At 41.3% G+C, this 21,999-nt stretch carries 14 protein-coding genes, 1 pseudogene and 1 riboswitch; all 15 genes and pseudogenes read right to left on the bottom strand.

From position 1 onward, the window contains the following. The 15 genes and pseudogenes from EV212_RS08295 to rpoC all read right to left on the bottom strand — a co-directional run bounded on the left by EV212_RS08295 (nt 1) and on the right by rpoC (nt 21,995). A complete protein-coding gene (locus EV212_RS08295) occupies nt 1-1,059 on the bottom strand; it encodes a FecCD family ABC transporter permease (RefSeq protein WP_243115510.1) in 1,059 nt (352 codons plus the stop codon). Between the two features lie 19 nt (nt 1,060-1,078). Next, complete coding sequence (locus tag EV212_RS08290) at nt 1,079-2,233, bottom strand: ABC transporter substrate-binding protein (protein ID WP_132091665.1); 1,155 nt, start codon at nt 2,231-2,233, stop codon at nt 1,079-1,081. Next, the gene (locus tag EV212_RS13720) at nt 2,223-3,224 is read right to left on the bottom strand and encodes a hypothetical protein (RefSeq protein WP_243115509.1); all 1,002 of its coding nucleotides are present in this window, start codon (nt 3,222-3,224) and stop codon (nt 2,223-2,225) included. The genes EV212_RS08290 and EV212_RS13720 overlap by 11 nt, the downstream gene beginning before the upstream one ends. 4 nt (nt 3,225-3,228) lie before the next feature. Continuing rightward, complete coding sequence (locus EV212_RS08280; RefSeq protein ID WP_132091662.1) at nt 3,229-4,194, bottom strand: sirohydrochlorin cobaltochelatase; 966 nt, start codon at nt 4,192-4,194, stop codon at nt 3,229-3,231. A gap of 203 nt (nt 4,195-4,397) precedes the next feature. Beyond that, a riboswitch (cobalamin riboswitch) is annotated at nt 4,398-4,589 on the bottom strand. A 115-nt stretch (nt 4,590-4,704) separates the two neighbouring features. After that, nucleotides 4,705-6,078 (bottom strand): sodium-dependent transporter, encoded by a 1,374-nt coding sequence (locus tag EV212_RS08275; protein ID WP_132091659.1) that lies wholly within the window; start codon nt 6,076-6,078, stop codon nt 4,705-4,707. Nucleotides 6,079-6,531: 453 nt separating this feature from the next. Continuing rightward, entirely contained in the window at nt 6,532-8,271 is a 1,740-nt protein-coding gene (locus EV212_RS08270; RefSeq protein WP_165873338.1) for an AIPR family protein, read from the bottom strand. 577 nt (nt 8,272-8,848) lie between these two features. Next, a pseudogene (locus EV212_RS14045) lies at nt 8,849-10,105 on the bottom strand (AlwI family type II restriction endonuclease); the annotation flags it as partial. 206 nt (nt 10,106-10,311) lie between these two features. Further along, complete coding sequence (locus tag EV212_RS08260) at nt 10,312-12,231, bottom strand: Dam family site-specific DNA-(adenine-N6)-methyltransferase (protein ID WP_132091650.1); 1,920 nt, start codon at nt 12,229-12,231, stop codon at nt 10,312-10,314. Next, nucleotides 12,231-12,449, bottom strand: a complete 219-nt coding sequence (locus EV212_RS08255; protein ID WP_019163073.1) for a helix-turn-helix domain-containing protein — start codon at nt 12,447-12,449, stop codon at nt 12,231-12,233. The genes EV212_RS08260 and EV212_RS08255 overlap by 1 nt, the downstream gene beginning before the upstream one ends. A 161-nt stretch (nt 12,450-12,610) precedes the next feature. Then, the gene (locus tag EV212_RS08250; protein WP_165873341.1) at nt 12,611-13,339 is read right to left on the bottom strand and encodes a DNA methyltransferase; all 729 of its coding nucleotides are present in this window, start codon (nt 13,337-13,339) and stop codon (nt 12,611-12,613) included. 250 nt (nt 13,340-13,589) lie between these two features. Further along, entirely contained in the window at nt 13,590-14,777 is a 1,188-nt protein-coding gene (gene tuf, locus EV212_RS08245) for an elongation factor Tu (RefSeq protein ID WP_132091647.1), read from the bottom strand. Between the two features lie 98 nt (nt 14,778-14,875). Continuing rightward, entirely contained in the window at nt 14,876-16,993 is a 2,118-nt protein-coding gene (gene fusA / locus EV212_RS08240) for an elongation factor G (RefSeq protein ID WP_132091644.1), read from the bottom strand. 43 nt (nt 16,994-17,036) lie between these two features. Beyond that, nucleotides 17,037-17,507 carry a 30S ribosomal protein S7 gene (gene rpsG, locus EV212_RS08235; RefSeq protein WP_178040642.1) on the bottom strand — a complete coding sequence of 157 codons (471 nt, stop codon included), beginning with the start codon at nt 17,505-17,507 and terminating at the stop codon, nt 17,037-17,039. A gap of 173 nt (nt 17,508-17,680) precedes the next feature. Beyond that, nucleotides 17,681-18,100, bottom strand: coding sequence for a 30S ribosomal protein S12 (rpsL, locus tag EV212_RS08230; RefSeq protein WP_132091638.1), 420 nt, complete (start codon nt 18,098-18,100; stop codon nt 17,681-17,683). Nucleotides 18,101-18,326: 226 nt separating this feature from the next. Then, the gene (rpoC, locus tag EV212_RS08225) at nt 18,327-21,995 is read right to left on the bottom strand and encodes a DNA-directed RNA polymerase subunit beta' (RefSeq protein WP_132091635.1); all 3,669 of its coding nucleotides are present in this window, start codon (nt 21,993-21,995) and stop codon (nt 18,327-18,329) included. Nucleotides 21,996-21,999: the final 4 nt, after the last annotated feature.

Here is a 21,999-nt window from a genome sequence, read left to right as displayed (position 1 = left end):
TCACATTTTCTCCTTTTGACGGCATATCATAATGAGGATAACTACCGGCGCCCCAAAAACGGCAGTGACCGTGCTGATGCTGAGTTCGGTCGGGGCAAATAATGTTCTCGCGATCAGATCACAAAACAGACAAAATACGCCGCCGCCCAGAAAGCAGGCAGGAATCATAAGGATGGGTTTGGATGTCCTAAAAAGATTTTTTACCAAATGGGGCACTGCAATTCCCACAAAGGACACCGGTCCGGCAAAGGCCGTGATACAGGCAGATAAAATGCTGGACAAAACGACCAGCGCTGCCCGGAACAGACGGATATGGATTCCCATATTCTGTGCATAAGCCTCTCCCATCTGATAGGCGCTGATTGGCTTGGACATAAAAAAGACGATGACAAAAACAACTCCCACGACCAACGTCATGACGGCCACATTCTCCCAGGTAATTCCAGAAAAGCTCCCCTTCGACCAATTGTGCAGATTCACAATATCCGCATCGTTGGCAAAGGTGACGATCAGATCCGTGATGGCTGAACAGATATAGCCGATCATAACGCCGCTGATGATGAGCATGGACATTCGCTGAACTTTTCTTGACATAAGAAGGACAAATCCCATAGACAACATGGCGCCGACAAAGGCGGCAATGATCATCATCCCCGAACTGGCTCTGAAAGCGTTTCCCAAAGAAAACACCATCACCAGCGCCACCGTTAATTTGGCTCCCGATGAAATTCCAAGAACAAAAGGACCTGCAATGGGATTATGAAAAAATGTCTGTAACAAATAGCCTGACAAGGCCAGCGCGCCGCCGAGAATAGCGGCCGCCAACGCCCTCGGCATCCGGATACGCCAGAGAATATTGGCCGCTGTCTCCCCGATCTCCTGTCCTAAAAGACTTCTTATAATTTCATCATAAGAAACCGAAACACTCCCGACCCGGATATTCCACACTAAAAACAGCAACAGCAGGGCGAATAATATGCCAAAAGACAAAATATATCTTATACTCCTTTGCCTGTTTCCGTCATCCGCCCCCATCCCTCCGCATCGTTTTTCTGCCATTTTCTACACCATCCCTCGTTTATCTGAGCAGATACATATACTCCGTGTCTGCCGTTACTCCCTCTGTCAGCATGTTGTGAACGTCCATAATAAATCTTCCCAGAGACATGGATTCCTGATAAAAGTTACTTGTCGTACACCAGACATGCCCGTCTTTGACTGCCTTAAAATCCTTCAAAAGATCACTTTTCGCCAAAAGCTCATCCAGAGATGCCATCTCTCCGTCCACCGTACTATTATAAATAAGATAATCGGCATCCTTTGCTCCGGCATAGAATTCTTCAATCTGCATGTTCATCGTGGACGCCCGGCTGTCCCTATCTCCAAGATTTTCAAAAATATATTTTCCGCCGGCCAGTTCAATCATCTTCGGCACATAATCAAAAGATTTTCGGACATTGACCGAACCATTGGCCGTCAGATAAAAGAAGGCCACGGTTTTTCCCGTATTTTCCTGATGACTGATATCTTTCAGAGCTTCCGTCCGCGATTTAAATGCCGCTTCCGCTTCATCCTCCTTGTCCATAAGCACACCATAAAGCTTCACCCATTCCATCCGTCCAAGCGGATGAAGTTCATAGCTGGAACGGTCAATTAACACCGGAATGCCAAAACTCTCCAGTTGTTCCTGCACTTCCGGCGTGTGGGTGATCATCATGTTCTCGATAGCCAACCGACAGCCTTCCAATAAAATCCGTTCATAATCCGGCATGCTGTATTTGCCCGCGTAAAGTATCCTGCCATCCTCCATAGCCTGTTGCGCTTCTTCAATATACCATCCATCCACATCCGTTCCGGAAAGCCGGACAGCATCCATCGCATCAATGACCCGGAACATATCCATCACTGCTGAAGCTACCATATAAATATGGTCCATTGGCTGTTTCAGGACAACAATATCCTCATCCAGATTTTCCGGCACGCCCTGGCCCTCCGGCACAACTAAAAAGCGGCTGCCGTCGGATATCGTAATCAACGCATGACCGCCGCTGTAACGGTCTACCGCAAACTCCTGTGCATACTCCAGATCCATCCGGCTCTCATACTCAAGCGCCGGACTGATATCCCTGTCCTCAGACAACCGTTTTTTTGTTTCCTTCGGCAAACCGCAGGAGACAAAAACTGTCACTATGAAACTAAAGATTAATAAAATAAAACATGTTTTATGCTTCATCTGAAGTTCCCCTCTTTTTTGTCAAAGCCGCTGCCCCGACAATCAGCGCAATGATCACCATTCCAACTCCGATGATCCGAGGCGTCTGGCCGAATTTTCCTTTAATGGACGCTTTGTCAAAGATTAGTGTATATTCGATTTCATGAGGTGCATTCATCGCTGTTGTATCTGCCGTCACAGCCATCGCTTCATCGAATACTGGCACCGGAATTTCAAAGACGCTATTCCCCTCTGTATTTATCGGAAGATATTTTTCACCGTTGACTATCATATAGTCATAATTTGAACTGCTCCACTCAATAACTGCCGTCGCTTTTTGATCTTGAATCCGAAGTCTGGCCGGTGAGATCACCGTGGCCCGCCCCGTACCACCGGACAATTCCACATTGACCGTGTAATCTCCATCCTTCAAATCCAGGGGTTCCGTCTCCATCACAAAAGCCTCTGCCGGAAGAGTTTCTGCTTTAAAGAAAATCTGATGATCGTACCATTTTTCTTTTCGCTTACTGAAGCCGGTACACTCCAGCTCCATATTCAGAGCCGCCACCGGAATCTCGTAGGTATAGGCGCCCTCGCTGTCTTCTGCAAACTCTGCACAGGCTGATTCATCCGCTGCCACGGCCTCTTCCCCTGTTCCCATAAACAGCTTTAAGTAGCCTTTACCTCCCAGGGTAAGTACAGCAGTCATCTTTCCATCTTTGACTGTCAATTCCGCATCCACAATACGGAACATGGAAGAACTGGAATCCACCGCAATAGAATAGGTTCCCTCTTTCAAATTGCCGGCGTAAACAGGCTCCAGGCCCTGCTCACCAACGGTCTGCTGCGCCGCCCGCTCACCCTCACCGGCGATGAGATCTGAGCTCTCCGTCATTGTTTCTGAATTTTCCTCCCCATGGCAGATTACCGGTGTGCCAAGCACACCGGTAATCGTCATGAGAAGCGCTGCATAATATACTATCCGCTTTTTCAACATCGTTTCTCCAATCATTCAATTATTTTGCAAGACTGTCAATGGCAGCCTGTGTATGTGCTACATAGATATCCTGAATAGCCGGGAGCTCGCCAAGACCTTTAAGGATGCACTCAACCTCATAGCCTTCAGCTTCAAACTGGCTCTTCCAGGAATCATCCTCGTCACCGGCCATGTCGTTATTCGCATGGTCACCGGCAACGACCATCAAAGGCTCGAGGACAACTTTGGTGTAAACGCCTTTTTCTTTAATCGCTGTAAGCAGATCTTCCAGAGTCGGTTCTGCCTCAACTGTTCCGATATAATAATTCTCATAACCGGCCGCGGTCATTTTTTCCTGAAGTTTTGCATAGATTCCATTGGAATCTGCCTCTGTGCCATGACCCATGAAGCAGATAGCCGTCTCGCCGTCATCATAGGAAGCTGTTTCTTCAGCAATCGCTTTGGCTACGGCATCAAAATCTTCATCGCTCGTCAGCAATGGCGTGGCCAACACAACCTGTTCAAATTTATCTTCATACGCCTTCAGCGCATCGGCTAAATCTGTATATTCATACCCGTCCATCAAATGTGTTGGCTGAACCACCAGTGTTTTCACACCGTCCGCTACTGCTCTGTCCAAAGCTTCCTCCACATTATCAATTTCAAGTCCGTCGCGCTCTTTCAGTTTATCAATGATCATCTGGCTTGTGAATGCCCGGCGCACCTCATATTCCGGATAAGCATCTGCAATGGCTGTTTCAATTGCGCCGATCGTAGCTTCTCTGCTGTCATTGTAACTTGTTCCGAAGCTGACGACCATAATCACTTTCTCTGTCGCTCCGCCCGTTGTCCCTTCTGCTGCTTTCGTTTCATCCACCTTCGTTTCTGTTGCTGTTTCAGCGGTCGTCTCCGCTGCCTTTGTTTCTTCTTTGCTGCTGCCGCAACCGGACAAGATCATCGTGCCCATCAGGGCTGCCGCTAAAAATGCTGCAAATCTCTTTTTCATGATTCTCCTCCTCTTTCTGACCATATCCCGGTCTGTTTGTATCATTGAATAACGTACAGGAAAACAGTCACTCCATAAGAATCCTGCTGGTTCATCTGCGGCATTGAAAAAAAATACCCTTTGCTGAAAAACAGGCAAAGGGTCGCATCATACAAAATCGCATTTCACATGTACAACCAATTACTCGTGGTCTGGAACAAGCTGTTCCTGTACAACAGTCAGGCAGGTCTCCTGGCTTATAGATCAACGCCTTCCGCCGTCTTCCCGGTTTCCCAGTGACATATCGGCCTTGGCTCCCTAAATACAGTGACGAGTTCGTACAGGATTCTCACCTGTTTCCCTTTTCACCAGATCTGAAATGATTTCAATCTGACACCTGCTGTTATCTATTCAGTTATTGATAATATATCACACCTGCTGTGCATTTGCAATAAGAAAAGGCTCCGCCTTAAATCAAAGGGGGAACCTTTTCGATTTACAATGATCCGGACGATTGCCTCAATTTAATTTCTACATAGAAATCCATCCAAATACATTTGCCACGGATGAAATTAATATAATCACTACAAAAATCGGGCAGAGGTATTTTATCATAAAGTTAAATACTTTTTTTCGTTTAAAAGACGCCCCCTCTTTTTCCACTTCTTCCGCAATACGTTCAATACCAATCACACGCACGATCAATAAGCACGTCATCAAGGCTGCAATCGGCATCATTACAGAGTTTGTGATAAAATCAAAGAAATCCAAAAATGGCATACCTATAATCTCGATAAAAGCTAACGGACCATATCCCAGAGAAGACAATGTGCCCAGGATAATAATAATCAGACCAACAATCGCTGTAGCTTTGCTCCGGCTCCATTTCAATTCATCCTCAAAAGTTGCTACCGCGCTTTCCGTCAGAGCGATCGCGCTGGTGAGCGCCGCAAAAAATACCAGAACAAAGAACAGGATTCCCATCACCGTGCCGAATCCCATGCTGTCCAACACCTTAGGAATCGTAATGAACATCAATGACGGTCCAGCCTGCAGCATCTCCGGATTCCCTCCGGAAAAAGCGAAAACTGCCGGAATAATCATCAACCCGGCCATAATAGCAATCGCTGTGTCAAAAATTTCTACATTTTTCGTCGCACTCTCAATCGACACTTCCCTTTTCATATAGGAACCAAAGGTAATCAAAATTCCCATTGCAATCGACAGGGAATAAAACATCTGTCCCATGGCGGATACCACCGTCATCCATGAAAAATTCTCAAATTCAGGAACAAGGAAATATTTCACGCCCTCAAAGGCTCCCTCTCTTGTCATTGAATAGATAGCAATAACCACAGCCAGCACAACTAATACCGGCATCATAAATTTTGATACACGCTCAATTCCATTTTCCACACCGGCATAAATGACCACCAGCGTAACAAGTGCAAAAACCAAAAACCATATTTCCGCAGAAAACCCGCCGGAAATAAAACCTGTAAAATAGCCGTCGGCTGCCAGTTCCGTTCCATTTCCCCGTATATATTCAAACATATACTTGATAACCCATCCACCGATCGTGGAATAGTATGGAACGATCAGCATCGGAACAATCGCATTGATCCATCCACCAAAGCGAAACGACCATGTATGCCCAAAGGCACTAAAGGCCCCCACCGGACTTTTTTTCGTCAGACGCCCCAAAGCCGTCTCTGCCATAATCATCGTATACCCAAAGGTCAGCGCCAAAATGATATACACCAGTAGAAAAATTCCTCCGCCATACTTCGCAGCCAGATAAGGAAATCGCCATATATTTCCCAATCCCACCGAAGCACCGGCGGCCGCCAGAACAAAGCCGATTTTTCCTGAAAAGCTGCTTCTTTTTTCTTCCTTTTTACCCATTGTTATCTCCAATCCCCCGAAATTTTTGCTATATGAAAAAATTCCCCTCCATCAGACAATTTTATACCTGATGAGGGTATTTTCACACAACATATAAATCTATTATACACGAAAAAAGTGGGAAATTAAAGCCTTTTTGAGAATTATTTCACTTTTTGATATATAAGAAATGGTCTTCCTCTCCATAAAATAAAACCGGAAGAGTACGAATACTCTCCCGGTTCTATTATTCATTTTAGCACTACTTAATGTTTACGATATATTCGATGATTGTAGCAACACGGCCTGATCCAACAGTACGTCCACCTTCACGATATCAGACCAGCGTATTGCGGTGTACGAATGGTGATTTTTCGTGTGATTCGTTGGAGAAAATACGAATTTTCCACTGTGGCCGTGTGGTTTTGGAGGATTTTGTTATCATGGTGTTATCAACAGTATTTCATCACCCATCTACATATTTGTATTTATAATATCTGAAAATGGTTTCAGTTGTTGAGCATACATCGCACTAAACGATGCCAACATTGCTCTTAATTGCTTAGTTGCATTTTGTGTAGCTTCCTTACTTTTTAAACCACTTGATATTGCCGGTTCAAGCGTAGTATGCAATGGCATCAAAACATCTAATATTGCCTTCCATTCTTCAACTAACTTATCAAAATTTCCATTATCCTTAAATACTAACTTCCAAGAATCTAATATTTTCTTTCCAAGTAAGTTTTCCATACAAGTACTTACTGCTGATATCAACAACATTTTAGAGCCACGCTTACTCAAAAAATTGAATTCGTCATTTTCTATATCCGTTCTCTGTTCTTTTTTATTTTTTAAATTAAGTTTAAATTCATCAATAGCTCGACCTAACGAATATACAAAAATAATATGCTCTGCCGTCAATTGATCTGAAAAAATATTTGTGTATTCTTTATCCTCATCCCATATCAATTTCTTTGAATTATAAGCAGTTACACAATCCCCATGAAAAGCTAGTAAAGTTTGTGCAACCAAATATGGATCAAATACTTCTTTGTTTCTAACCCTTGTACTATCTCTTCTTCCACCGCTGTAATATAATTGTGGATATTTTTCAAATTCTTTTCTAAGTCTTACTTGTTGCTTATCATTACTTCTTAAATCAGATGGCAAAATTTCGTTTTGTTTATTGTTATTATTAATAATTTCCTCTATAATTTTAGGATCACTGCACACAATAAAGCGTATCGGCACAAGGAAATCTTCTTTTAAACTTTCAACAGCTCCAATAGCTCCTGTTGATTGTGCTCCATTAATAATAGTTATTCCATGTACTTTTGTTATATTATCATCCTCTATTTCGTAATCATTCACTAATGCTGTTAATCCATTGTTATATGCCCAAAAGTTTTCTGGTTGTTCTTGTACTGTGTCCATAATGCCTAAATTAATCTTATTTTTTCTTTTTCCCGCTCCTAAATAATTTCTTGGATTCCCAGAAAAAAGATCATCTTTGTACATCAAATAAAGTTTTCGTATCCAACTACCTTTTACTGCTGTTACACAAGATTTCCACTTTCCCCCCTTGACTTCAAAGGCTTTTCCGTTTCCTTCCACATCAATCATTTCTTCGATTGTAATTCTTTTACTAGAGCTATTGTACCAACGTTCAATCGTATTATTTCCAACTTCTAATGCTACTATTTTGACAGAATTATCTCCAGCCAAATCATTTACTAATTTTTGTGCTGCAATCTGGACAGTGTTTAATTCCTCCTGAACTTCTGGATTATTTTTTTCATTCATATTATGAACATACCAAAAATAAATTGTGTTAATATCGCCTTCCTTAATCGCTTCTTGCAGCTCACTAGCTGAATCTTTTATTCTATCTGGTATATCATTTATATCTCTCGTAAAAATCCATGATGCTGCCACATTTAAATCGCTTGCTTTATTTACTTTGGCTAAGTCTGTTTCCATCGGATTTTTCTTCATATAAGCTTGAGCTACAACTGCAAATCCCGAATCTCTATCAATATAAATCAAATCACACTTCTTATCATCACTTCCATCCGTCAACGCTTCCGAAGCAACTGATATTATATCTTCAATGTCATAGCGCAATTGCAATGCATACAATAGCAATGAATTATCTCCATATAAATTCACCAAATCAGTTCGTCCTTTATAATTGCTTACATAATTATACATCATCTACTCCTTATCTTATGCACAGTTATACTTTTTATACTTTTATTTACAATATCTTTGCACACCCATCACTAAATACTTTAGGAAAGCACAATGACATTATTTCATTTTGAAAAGCGACCACATACGCACGTATTACACCTTCGCCATATCTTTCATGCAATACACTTTTTCCATCTGCATACAAACTAATTTCATCCGGAATCCCCATTAAATATGGAATTTTTTTATCTTTCACTTTTGCTTCAGGAAAATATACATCCATTGCAACTACTCGCCCTTCACCATATATTAAATGACATATATTTGCCCCTGGTGGCACTATCGGCACTTTCTTATTTTTGCTTACTAATAGTCCTTTTTCCATTCTTTTTATTTTTTCATCAATTGCAGTACCTATATATGCTTTCCATCCCGGTGCGTTCAAAATATCCCTTCTGGTTTCACACAACAAAATCAACTCACGTAATTTTTCCGGGTTAGCGTTACCTGTTCTAAACATAGCTATAAAATAATCTCTATACTGGGCTAAGGTCAATGGAACAATATCTAATCTCTGCTTTACATCTCCTCGTGCATACCAAATTCCATGTCTGAATGTTTCTGCTGTATTCGTATCTATTTTTACTGCAATAAACATTCCATATACTGGCTTATCATATTTCAGAACTGCATCTGATACATGTCTTCTTACAGGTTCTCCCTCCATTGCTTCCTGGCGTGATGACGTAGACATCGTAACTTCTGTTAAAATTGTAAAATCGTTAAATTCACAATACAGATCACCTTTTCCACCACCAGCTGCAGATACCGGAAGAAAATCTGAATCCAGTTTAAAGCCCCTCACTTCATATGGTTTATTGATCATATGATCAATGGCTAAAGATGCTCTCCATAAAATCCATTCCAAATATGCCGGAGTTTCGTCTTTTGGAACTTCAATAACATTGTCATCATCGTATGTACGCTTTCCACCACCTTTGATCAACAGTTCCATATAATCGGCTATTTCTTGCCATTGATTACACTGCTCTTTTGCATATTGAATTTCATCTGTTTGGGATAATATATTTTCCAAACGCCGTCTGGCAATATTGATTTCTGTTGCGGTATTCAACGGCAGATCAGAAATATCAAACATAATTTGTCTGCTCTTCATCTGCATCATCAAGTCATTCAGTAAAGCTCTAGCCGTATCCACATTATCCGTTGGTAATTCTGCACCTTCGCATAATCTCTTATATTGAAGCACTATTGATTCTTCATTCGATGTTGATTTTGCTAATTTTTCAGCCAGAATATGCTTAGCCGGAGCAATGACCATTCCTCTTCCTTTTCGTTGTAACACCCCTGAAATACGTAAGTACCGCATGTTCATATCACAATAATCAAGAAAATTATCTGCTTTCTTATCATAGTATTTTCCACGTTCTGCAACTTCTTTCCTATCAAAATTGCGCTTTGACGATGCTTGTTTTCTACGAGTACGCAAATCCAAAATATTGTCCACAACCTCTCCAGTTGAATAACTCGGATTTGTCGTATGCCCCCATAATGCAAACTCTATTCTGGTAATCTCTGAACTTCCTGTTCGCTTCTCTAACTCCAGCATAATTGCCAATATCCATCTCAATGGAGAAAAATAAGAATTACCATCTGGCATGGCAAATTGTTCAACACTTAATGCCCTTAAATAACATTCTTGCACTGCCGGATACGTATCCGCCTTTAAAAAAGTTCGTCCGAATGGTGTTATGTCATCCAAGTTTCCCAGTTCATCTTGATCTCCATCCTTCTTCTTTACTTGTGGATAGATGAAGCCATTTTTTGAAAACATCAAACGCCATTTCCGAGCATGACTACCGGATGTATCTTTTCCGGCTTCATTTTGAATGATTCCCTGGTCATTAAGAAAATTCATAAAACCAATTTCATTCTCTTTTCCACGAAGTTTTCCCACATACGGTGAATTTGCAAATGCTTTAAAACCTTCCTGTATTCTATTGGGATTCCGTAATCCGGTATTTCCTACTAACCAAATATCTATTTTTTCTTCCATACGTCTTCTCCGTTAAACCCAACAAACAAATATTCCTGTACCTTATTTCGATTTGTCTTAGCATGCTTTTGATTTCCAAAAGAATATGTATAATCTATTGGCACCACTTCTACATGTTCTTTATACTTAGACATAAGCGCAACCATTTCATCTTGTGTTGGTTGACTATTTGAGGAATAAGATACAATCAAAATACTATTCGAAAACTTTTTAAACAGCTTATCGAATGCATCTGCAGCACCTTTCCTAGTTGAGAATGGTGTAGGATATGACTTAAATTTCTTTGTTATCGTATTTTCTTGTATTTCTACACCTTTCCAGTCTCGTGCCAGTCCTTCAACAAAATGGTATCTACGAACATATTCATTATCTGACAGTGGAGAATAATACGGTGGATCGATATATACTAAATCTGGATGTTTAATTTTTACTTCCATTGCATCTCCATGTTTAGATTTATTTTTGCACCCATTATCAAAAATTGCATTATTGATACTCTCCACTGCTTCCAGGAATTGTTGCTCTAAAGATTTCTGCAAATCTTTTCTTCCATCATTATATCGATCTCCGGTATATGTAAAAATTCCTCTTGGTCTTTTCTTTGTGCAGGCTCTAATCAGTGCTGTCATTGCAATCGCTTTCTTATATTGATCTCTAATACTAGCGATATTGGTTCGTAGAATATCTATTAGTTTATTCTCTTCATCTTTATAATATAATCCTTGAAACGTCTCTTCTACAAAATGATCAGACTCCTTTTTTTCAATCAGTAATTTTTTTGCTTCATCCAACGGCAATACAACATTATTGTTTTCCACCATTGCTTTGGTAAAAGTTGCCGACATTGCCATATAATCATTGCTAATTACCGTTTTCCCTTGAGCCTTAAACATATAACCAACAATTCCAGAACCTGAGAACAGATCCACTACCGTATCAAAATTGAATTGTGAAGCGACAGCCCAAATTTGAGGCAATAATTTACTTTTAGAACCCATATATCTAGTTGCTGGATATTTCATTACCTGTTCAGGCAAAGGTTTTGGAACTATTTTTAACATAGTTTTCTGTTTTGGTGGAATATTTACTATAATATCTTCGCCTTTTCTTTTACTTCCATTACAAGAAATATACCTTTTTGTTTGAATAACCTCAATCTTATAATCTGCATATAACTCATGAACCAATGGATGATTGGAATTTGTCAATATTACATGGCACCCTAACTCCTGTAATCTTTTGACTTCTTTCGCTAATTCTACATGATCTTCTTCATAAAATTGTTCTTTCGTATATCTCTTAAAATCTGAATATTCTGAAATTGGCAAATACGGAGGATCTAAAAAGATAAAATCTCCTGGTTCTGCATATTCTTTCAATACCCAAAGATAATCTCCACATGTTATAGTCGCTTTTTTCAACACGTCTGAAGCAGCATATAAAGCCTCTTCATCACAAAAATTTGGTGCTTTATATTTGCCAAATGGAACATTAAACTGTCCTTTTTTATTTACACGATACAAACCATTAAAACATGTTTTATTCAAATAAATAGTTCTTGCTGCAGCTTCTTCCTTTTTTAATTTAACCCAATCCAATGAACGTACTTCATAAAAATCTTCTTTAGTATTTTTATATTTTTTCAAGTATGAAATAACAGCTTCTACATTATCTGCAACTTGCCGATACATATTGATCAGTTCTGGATTACTATCTGCAATTATTGCTTTATCCGGACTTAATGCAAAAAACAACGCACCACCGCCAATAAATGGCTCTATGTACTTTCCATACTTTTGAGGAATTTTTGGCATGATATCGCCTAACATCTGAGTCTTTCCACCAGCCCATTTTATGATAGGCTTTGCCTGTATCCGTTTTTCTTTCTTTAAAACTTGTTCCATCACGCCTTTTCCCCTTCAATCTCTATTATTTCCATGATATCACTAATATCACATTTTAAAGCAGTGCAAATTTTCACCAGCACATCTGTAGTAACATTTTCATTTTTTCCAAGTTTTGCTACTGAAGCATGACTAATACCTGCAGCCGCACATAAATCCTTCTTTTTCATATCTCTATCAATAAGTAATTTCCACAACTTTTTATAACTAACCGCCATATTTGAACCTCTAAATCAACTTTCTAAAATATTGCTATAGCGTTATTCTATCATATGATTTCAGCGGTATCAATATTAATTTCAGCGATCGCAGACTTTTGCGCGAACATTTGTTTGTATTTATAAAAGTTGTTCTTTAATCACTAATAAACTCCCCCATATCAGTTTAATTTTTCTAAGACTAAAATATACTCATGTGCTAACATTAAGAATTTTCGTTCTCTCCCTTCCCAGTAATCTGATGATCGACAATTATGCTGTTCTTTTATAATAATTTCTTTAAGTTTAAATCCCGCATCTACAAATTTCTGCATAGAGTTCATTCCCAAAGGTAGCACATATCCCTTTTTCCGTATATCTCCAATCATATATGTACATATCCTTTGTTTCTTTAATACTCTATAAGCCTCTCTTGCAACTTGTTCCAATTTTTTCAAAAACTCATCATATTTTAAATGAGAGATGTCTCCCTGAATATCCTTGCTATACCTTATAATATCTGCATAAGGCGGATGCGTACAAATAAGATCTATACTCTCATCTTTTATAAATGATAAATTGGTTGCATTTCCTTGTTTAGTGAAAATTTTTGATCTTTCTTGACAAGTAAAATTAAGATTTGTGTTAGATAATTTGACAGCTTCAGAATTTATATCAACACCGATGGCATTTCTTCCTAATAGTTTTGCTTCAATCAATGTTGTACCGCTGCCTAAGAATTGATCCAATATCCAATCGTTTTTCTTTGAATATCGTAAAATAAGATTCCTAGGAATGTATGGAGACCAGTTTCCTCTATATTTTCCTGAATGTGTAGCCCAATCCCCTCTTTCCGGAAAAGACCATATCGTTGTATCTTCCAACTTAAATTTTTCTGGTGCTTCTCTTATAAAAATCTCCTCTTTCCTTTTCTAAACATTATACTTCCACAGAATACATTTGTCTATGAGAAATCTTATGAAAATATCCTGAGTGCAAAAAATCCAGAAAGATTCAACAGTCCAAAAGATTCTTTCTGGATTATTGCATATATAGAACGAGGGCATTGCTCCATCATCTAATTTGATGATTTTGCAACACCCTCATTTTGCGTTTGAACACAACGTTATCTTGCGATAACAAATCTGTTTTCAGATTGTATTACTCGATGATTGTAGCAACACGGCCTGATCCAACAGTACGTCCACCTTCACGGATAGCGAATGTAAGACCCTGTTCCATAGCGATTGGATGAATCAGTTCAATTGTCATTTCTACGTTATCACCAGGCATGCACATTTCTGTACCTTCTGGAAGGTTGATAACACCTGTGATATCTGTTGTTCTGAAGTAGAACTGTGGTCTGTAGTTGTTGAAAAATGGAGTATGACGTCCACCTTCATCTTTTGTTAATACGTAAACCTGAGCTGTGAATTTTTTGTGTGGATGAACACTGCCTGGTTTTGCAAGAACCTGTCCTCTTTCGATTTCAGTTCTCTGAACACCACGAAGCAAGCAGCCAATGTTATCACCAGCCTGAGCTTCATCAAGAAGTTTACGGAACATTTCGATACCTGTAACAACGACTTTACGTGTATCTTCTTTAACACCAACGATTTCAACTTCTTCGGACAGATGAAGTGTACCACGTTCTACTCTACCAGTAGCAACTGTACCACGACCTGTGATAGAGAATACATCTTCTACAGGCATAAGGAATGGCTGGTCTGTAGCACGCTGTGGATCTGGGATATAGCTGTCAACTGTATCCATAAGTTCCATAATCTTGTCGCCCCATTCGCTGTTTGGATCTTCAAGAGCTTTTAAAGCAGAACCTTTGATGATTGGGCAATCTGTAAATTCATATTCTTCAAGCTGTTCTGTGATTTCCATTTCAACTAATTCAAGTAATTCTTCATCGTCAACCATATCACATTTGTTCATGAATACAACGATGTAAGGAACACCTACCTGACGGGAAAGAAGGATATGTTCTTTAGTCTGAGCCATAACACCATCAGTAGCGGCTACAACAAGAATAGCACCATCCATCTGAGCAGCACCTGTGATCATGTTCTTTACATAATCGGCATGTCCTGGGCAGTCAACATGTGCATAGTGACGACGAGCTGTCTGATATTCAACGTGTGCTGTAGAGATTGTGATACCACGTTCTCTTTCTTCTGGAGCCTTATCAATATTTTCGAAATCTACTTTTTCGTTACCTTCTACTCTTTCTGCTAATACTCTTGTGATAGCAGCTGTTAAAGTTGTTTTACCGTGGTCAACGTGACCGATAGTACCAATGTTACAATGTGGCTTACTTCTGTCAAACTTAGCTTTTGCCATTTTTAACGTCCTCCTTTTTATAATGCCTCTCTGGGCTTCATTTTTGGCTATCTTTGATTATATTGCATTTCACGCATATATTCAAGACTCTATATTATTTATTTTTCTTTTGCGTTAAGCACTTTTTCCTGTACACTCTTCGGAACCTGTTCGTATCTTTCGAAGAACATGGAATAGTTACCACGTCCCTGAGTTCTGGAACGAAGGTCTGTAGAGTAACCGAACATCTCTGCCAGCGGAACATAGGCTTTAACCATCTTGCCGCCGCCGATGTCTTCCATACCTTCGATACGTCCACGCCGGGAGTTGATATCACCGATAACATCACCCATGTATTCTTCAGGCATGGTTACTTCAACTTTCATGATTGGCTCAAGTAATACCGGATTACCTTTCTTCATAGCATCCTTAAATGCCAGGGAACCAGCAATGTGGAATGCCATTTCAGAAGAGTCGACTTCATGATAAGAACCATCGTATACAGTTGCATGAACACCCAATACAGGGAATCCGCCAAGGATACCGGCTTTGGATGCTTCTTCGATACCTTCGCCAACGGCCGGAATGTATTCCTTAGGAATAGAACCGCCGACAACAGTGGAATCAAATTTGAATGTTTCTTCAGCATTTGGATCCATTGGCTCGAATTTAACTTTACAATGACCATACTGTCCACGGCCACCGGACTGTTTTGCATACTTGCTGTCAACATCAACAGGTTTCGTAAAGGTCTCTTTGTAAGCAACCTGAGGGGCACCTACATTGGCTTCAACTTTGAATTCACGTAAAAGTCTGTCTACGATGATCTCCAAATGAAGCTCACCCATACCAGCAATGATCGTCTGGCCTGTTTCCTGATCCGTATGTGCACGGAAGGTCGGGTCTTCTTCAGCAAGCTTTGCCAAAGCCTCACCCATCTTGCCCTGACCAGCTTTTGTCTTAGGTTCGATAGCAAGCTCAATAACCGGTTCTGGGAATTCCATGGACTCAAGGATTACCGGATGCTGTTCATCACAGATGGTATCACCTGTTGCAGATACTTTAAAACCTACAGCGGCAGCGATATCACCGGAATAAACTTTATCAAGTTCCTGTCTCTTGTTAGCATGCATCTGAAGGATACGTCCAACACGTTCTTTTTTGCCCTTTGTCGCATTTAATACATAGGAACCGGAGTTCATTGTACCGGAGTAAACACGGAAGAATGCCAGTTTACCTACAAATGGGTCTGCCATGATCTTAAATACAAGCGCTGAAAATGGTTCTTCATCAGAGGAATGACGAACCGTTTCATTACCATCTTCATCGACACCCTGAATAGGCGGAACGTCTAATGGAGACGGCATGAACTCAACAACAGCATCCAGAAGTTTCTGAACTCCTTTATTTCTATATGCTGTACCACAGCATACCGGAACAGCTTCGCAATTACATGTTGCTTTTCTTAAAACAGCTTTCATCTCATCAACGGATGGTTCTTCGCCTTCAAGATAAGCTAACATTAAATCATCGTCCAGCTCGCAGATTTTTTCTACTAATTCTGTACGATAAAGCTCAGCTTCATCCTGCATATCTTCAGGGATATCGACAACTGAAATATCGTCACCCTTCTCATCATTATAGATGTATGCTTTCATTTCAAATAAGTCAATGATTCCTTTGAATTCATCTTCTTTACCAATTGGCAGCTGGATACAGATGGCATTTTTACCCAGGCGGGTTTTAATCTGATCAACTGCGCCATAGAAGTTTGCACCGATGATATCCATCTTATTAATGAATGCCATACGTGGTACATTATAGGTATCAGCCTGACGCCATACGTTTTCAGACTGAGGCTCAACACCGCCCTTTGCACAAAATACACCGACAGCACCGTCGAGCACACGCAAAGAACGTTCAACCTCTACTGTAAAGTCAACATGTCCAGGGGTATCAATAATATTGATACGGTTTTCTTCCGCACCCGGCTTCGGTTTGTTCTGTTCCTGGAGTGTCCAGTGACATGTTGTGGCGGCTGATGTAATTGTAATACCTCGTTCCTGTTCCTGCTCCATCCAGTCCATGGTTGCAGTACCTTCGTGAGTATCACCAATCTTATAGTTAACACCGGTATAGTAAAGGATACGCTCTGTTGTTGTTGTTTTACCAGCATCAATATGCGCCATAATACCAATGTTTCTGGTTCTCTCTAATGGATATTCTCTTCCAGCCAAGGATAATTCCTCCTTAAAAATAAGTCAGGCAGCAAGGTTCTGCTTACCATCTGTAGTGAGCAAATGCCTTGTTTGCTTCTGCCATCTTGTGCATGTCTTCTTTCTTCTTAACAGATGCACCTGTGTTGTTTGCTGCATCCATAATTTCATTAGCGAGCCTTTCTTCCATGGTCTTCTCGCCTCTCTTACGAGAATAAAGAGTTAACCATCTCAGCGCTAATGCTTGTCTTCTGTCAGCTCTTACTTCGATTGGTACCTGATATGTTGCACCACCGATACGACGAGCTTTTACTTCCAATACAGGCATTACATTATTCATAGCTTCTTCGAAAACTTCAACGGCATCTTTGCCTGTTTTCTCTGCCACTCTGTCAAATGCACCGTATACGATCTTCTGAGCAACACCCTTCTTACCATCTAACATAACGTTGTTGATAAGCTTAGTTACAACCTTGTTGTTGTAAATAGGATCTGCTAATACGTCTCTTTTTGCAATATGTCCTTTTCTTGGCACGTTACTTCCCTCCTTAATATTACCGGCCGGAATTCCGTCCGGCTATTTAATTCATAGGTACTCACGTTTCCCTACGTGTTCGCGCCGAATCGCGTTTATATAAACCTGCAACCTTCACTGCCTGGTAAAATAATGCTACATTCGCCGCAATAGTATTTGGTTTGAAAACAGTATTATTTAGCGTCCTTTGGTCTCTTAGCTCCATATTTGGAACGGGCCTGTCTTCTCTTAGCGACACCAGCTGTATCCAATGTACCACGGATAATGTGATATCTTGTACCTGGTAAGTCTTTTACTCTACCGCCACGGATAAGCACAACGCTATGCTCCTGAAGGTTGTGGCCTTCACCCGGAATATAACTTGTTACTTCGATACCGTTGGAGAGACGAACTCTGGCGATTTTTCTAAGAGCTGAGTTAGGTTTCTTAGGAGTCGCTGTCTTCACTGCTGTACAAACTCCTCGTTTCTGTGGAGCTGACTGATCTGTCGGCTTTTTGTGAAGGGAGTTATAACCTTTCTGAAGTGCTGGTGCTGTGGATTTTTTCTCTACAGTCTGTCTTCCTTTTCTTACTAACTGGTTAAATGTTGGCATTATTTTCACCTCCTGCGTAAATTAAATCGGTTACCGTAAATTTTTACGTTTTTTGCGCAAATAAACAAAGATGTCCATTTACGCACACTAACTGAGTATATCAACTATTTTTTCCCTTGTCAATTGCTTTTACTAAAAGTTTTCCCATTTTTTTCTCTCATAAACATAAAAGGAACCCACAATTCTAAATAAACTGTGGATTCCTACCATATTTTTATATAGTTGCCTACTCCTCAACAACACCGATGACAGATTCTTCATCAGAATTTATCTCTTCCGGCTGAACATCTGTATATTCTGCGACTTCTTCACCTGTCACATCTTCTTCTTCACTCTCATCCAATACAACATCCATATCCATATAGATATCTGTATTCAAGCGTGTTGCCCGATAACGGCGCATACCGGTACCGGCCGGAATCAGTTTACCAATAAGAACATTTTCCTTCAGACCGATCAACGGGTCAACTTTTCCCTTAATTGCAGCATCGGTCAAAACCTTGGTTGTCTCCTGGAAGGATGCGGCAGACAAGAAGGAGTTTGTTGCCAGAGATGCTTTGGTAATACCAAGCATAACCTGACTTCCCTCAGCCGGTTCTTTACCCTGATCAACGAGATTTTCATTGATTTCTTCAAAATCAAGGACGTCAACCAGAGTTCCCGGAAGATAATCTGTATCTCCACTATTTTCAATACGAATCTTTTTCAGCATCTGACGCACGATGACTTCAACGTGTTTATCATTGATTTCTACACCCTGGAGACGATATACACGCTGAACTTCCTGAATCATGTAATCCTGGACGGCACGCACACCTTTGATCTTCAGAATATCATGTGGGTTAACGCTACCTTCTGTCAGTTCATCTCCGGCTTCAATGACCTGTCCCTCCAGAACCTTAATTCTCGAACCATACGGGATAAGATAAGCCTTTGTCTCTCCGGTCTCACTGTTAGAAACAACAACTTCACGCTTTTTCTTCGTGTCCTTGATGCTGATCGTTCCGGCAAATTCAGAAATGATCGCAAGGCCCTTTGGCTTTCTTGCCTCAAAAAGCTCCTCGACACGCGGAAGACCCTGAGTGATATCATCACCGGCAACACCACCGGTATGGAACGTACGCATGGTCAGCTGAGTACCAGGTTCACCAATGGACTGGGCAGCGATAATACCCACCGCTTCACCAACCTGTACGGCCTGTCCGGTAGCCATATTGGCACCATAACATTTTGCACACACACCAATGTGAGAACGGCAGGAAAGGACCGTACGAATCTTAACTTTTTCAATTCCCGCTTTTGTCACGATTGATGCACGTTTCGGCGTGATCATCGTATTGGCTTTGACAAGAACCTCGCCGGTCTGAGGATCAACGATATCCTCTGCCGCATAACGGCCGGTCATACGGTCTTCAAGACTTTCAATGACTTCCTTGCCATCCATGAAAGCATTGATCCACATACCCGGAATCTCGCCTGTGCCTTCGCAGCAGTCTGTCTCACGGATGATCAAATCCTGAGATACATCAACCAGTCGGCGGGTCAGGTAACCCGAGTCGGCGGTACGAAGAGCTGTGTCGGACAAACCTTTACGGGCTCCATGGGCGGAAATGAAGTATTCCAGTACGTCCAGACCTTCACGGAAGTTGGATTTGATCGGCAATTCGATGGTGCGTCCGGATGTGTCGGCCATCAGACCACGCATACCCGCCAGCTGTTTGATCTGCTGGTTAGAACCACGGGCACCGGAATCGGCCATCATATAAATATTGTTATATTTGTCAAGATTCGACAACAGAGCATCCGTAATCTTATCATCGGCCTGTTTCCAGGTCTCAACAACAGCTTTATAACGTTCTTCTTCAGTAGTAAAACCACGACGGAAGTTTTTTGTAATCCTTTCAATCGTCTTCTCCGCATCGTCAATGAGCTGTTTCTTAGCTCCCGGTACGGACATATCGGATACGGATACGGTGATAGCGCTGACAGTGGAATATTTGTAACCTGTTGATTTGATCAGGTCGAGTACTTCCGCAGTCTTTGTAGCACCGTGAGTATTGATGCATTTATCAATAATCTGTTTCAGCTGTTTCTTCCCAACAAGGAAATCAATTTCAGGAACCAGATCATTTTCAGGTAATGAACGATTTACAAAACCCAGGTCCTGAGGAATGATTTCATTGAAAATGAACCGTCCCAGTGTGGATTCGATGATACGGCTTGTTTTTTGACCGTTCACATAACCTTCTTTACGGATTTTAATCCTTGCCTGAAGGGTAATGACTTTATTCTCATAAGCCATGATCGCTTCATTCACATTGTGGAAGAACTTGCCTTCGCCAGGGTCTCCCGGCTTCTCCAGCGTCAGATAGTAAATACCGAGGACCATATCCTGAGAAGGTACGGCTACCGGCGCGCCATCGGACGGTTTCAGCAGGTTGTTTGGAGAAAGCAGCATAAAGCGGCATTCTGCCTGAGCTTCCACAAACAATGGTACATGCACAGCCATCTGGTCACCATCGAAGTCGGCATTGTAAGCGGTACATACCAGCGGATGCAGCTTGATGGCTTTACCTTCAACCAACACCGGTTCAAAAGCCTGGATACCCAGACGGTGCAGTGTAGGTGCACGGTTCAGCATAACCGGATGTTCTTTGATAACATCTTCCAATACGTCCCAGACTTCCGGCTGAAGACGTTCGACCATCTTCTTGGCAGACTTAATATTGTGAGCCAGTCCGCCGGCAACCAGTTCTTTCATTACGAACGGTTTAAACAGCTCAATGGCCATTTCCTTTGGCAGACCGCACTGATAAATCTTTAATTCAGGGCCTACGACAATAACAGAACGACCGGAATAGTCAACACGTTTACCAAGAAGGTTCTGACGGAAACGCCCTTGTTTACCTTTCAGCATATCAGAAAGGGATTTCAACGCACGGTTTCCAGGTCCTGTTACCGGACGGCCGCGGCGTCCATTATCGATCAGGGCGTCAACAGCTTCCTGAAGCATACGCTTTTCATTACGCACGATGATGTCCGGCGCTCCCAGTTCAAGGAGACGTTTCAGACGGTTATTTCTATTAATAATACGACGGTAAAGGTCGTTCAGGTCAGACGTTGCAAAACGGCCGCCATCCAGCTGGACCATTGGACGGATATCCGGCGGGATGACCGGAATCACAGTCAGTATCATCCACTCCGGACGGTTACCGGAAGTGCGGAATGCTTCAACAACTTCCAGACGTTTAATGATCCGCGCCCGCTTCTGACCGGAGGAATTTTTCAGATCTTTTTTCAGTTCATCTGCTTCTTTTTCCAGATCAATGCCTTCCAACAGTTCTTTTATGGATTCCGCACCCATTCCGGCCCGGAAGGCATTACCGAATTTTTCATAGGCATCCCGATATTCTTTTTCAGAAAGAACCTGCTTATTCTGCAGATCTGTGGAACCTTTATCCAGAACAACGTAAGATGCAAAATAAAGGACTTTTTCCAGATTCCGAGGAGACATGTCAAGGATCAGGCCCAGACGGCTCGGAATACCTTTAAAATACCAGATATGCGACACAGGAGCGGCCAGCTCGATATGTCCCATACGCTCTCTACGAACATTGGATTTTGTTACCTCAACGCCGCATCGATCACAGACAACGCCTTTGTAACGGATTTTCTTATACTTACCGCAATGGCACTCCCAGTCTTTCTGAGGTCCAAAAATCCGCTCACAGAACAAGCCGTCTTTTTCCGGTTTCAAAGTTCTATAGTTAATGGTCTCCGGTTTTTTTACTTCACCATGGGACCAGCTTCTGATTTTCTCAGGGGAAGCCAGACCAATCTTAATGGCATCAAATGTCATCGGTTGATATGCTTCACTACTATTCATCTCAGGCATTCAC

The sequence above is a fragment of the Frisingicoccus caecimuris genome (genome assembly GCF_004340975.1).
Taxonomy (GTDB): domain Bacteria; phylum Bacillota; class Clostridia; order Lachnospirales; family Lachnospiraceae; genus Frisingicoccus; species Frisingicoccus caecimuris.
This window is presented reverse-complemented; position numbering and strand designations above follow the sequence as displayed.

What these genes read in the sequence shown, in the direction of transcription:
- rpoC (WP_132091635.1), bottom strand. Translation starts at nt 21,995, where the DNA reads ATGCCTGAGATGAATAGTAGTGAAGCATATCAACCGATGACATTTGAT.
- rpsL (WP_132091638.1), bottom strand. Translation starts at nt 18,100, where the DNA reads ATGCCAACATTTAACCAGTTAGTAAGAAAAGGAAGACAGACTGTAGAG.
- EV212_RS08255 (WP_019163073.1), bottom strand. Translation starts at nt 12,449, where the DNA reads ATGGCGGTTAGTTATAAAAAGTTGTGGAAATTACTTATTGATAGAGAT.
- tuf (WP_132091647.1), bottom strand. Translation starts at nt 14,777, where the DNA reads ATGGCAAAAGCTAAGTTTGACAGAAGTAAGCCACATTGTAACATTGGT.
- EV212_RS13720 (WP_243115509.1), bottom strand. Translation starts at nt 3,224, where the DNA reads ATGATTGGAGAAACGATGTTGAAAAAGCGGATAGTATATTATGCAGCG.
- EV212_RS08270 (WP_165873338.1), bottom strand. Translation starts at nt 8,271, where the DNA reads ATGATGTATAATTATGTAAGCAATTATAAAGGACGAACTGATTTGGTG.
- EV212_RS08280 (WP_132091662.1), bottom strand. Translation starts at nt 4,194, where the DNA reads ATGAAAAAGAGATTTGCAGCATTTTTAGCGGCAGCCCTGATGGGCACG.
- EV212_RS08290 (WP_132091665.1), bottom strand. Translation starts at nt 2,233, where the DNA reads ATGAAGCATAAAACATGTTTTATTTTATTAATCTTTAGTTTCATAGTG.
- EV212_RS08295 (WP_243115510.1), bottom strand. Translation starts at nt 1,059, where the DNA reads ATGGCAGAAAAACGATGCGGAGGGATGGGGGCGGATGACGGAAACAGG.
- EV212_RS08275 (WP_132091659.1), bottom strand. Translation starts at nt 6,078, where the DNA reads ATGGGTAAAAAGGAAGAAAAAAGAAGCAGCTTTTCAGGAAAAATCGGC.
- EV212_RS08260 (WP_132091650.1), bottom strand. Translation starts at nt 12,231, where the DNA reads ATGGAACAAGTTTTAAAGAAAGAAAAACGGATACAGGCAAAGCCTATC.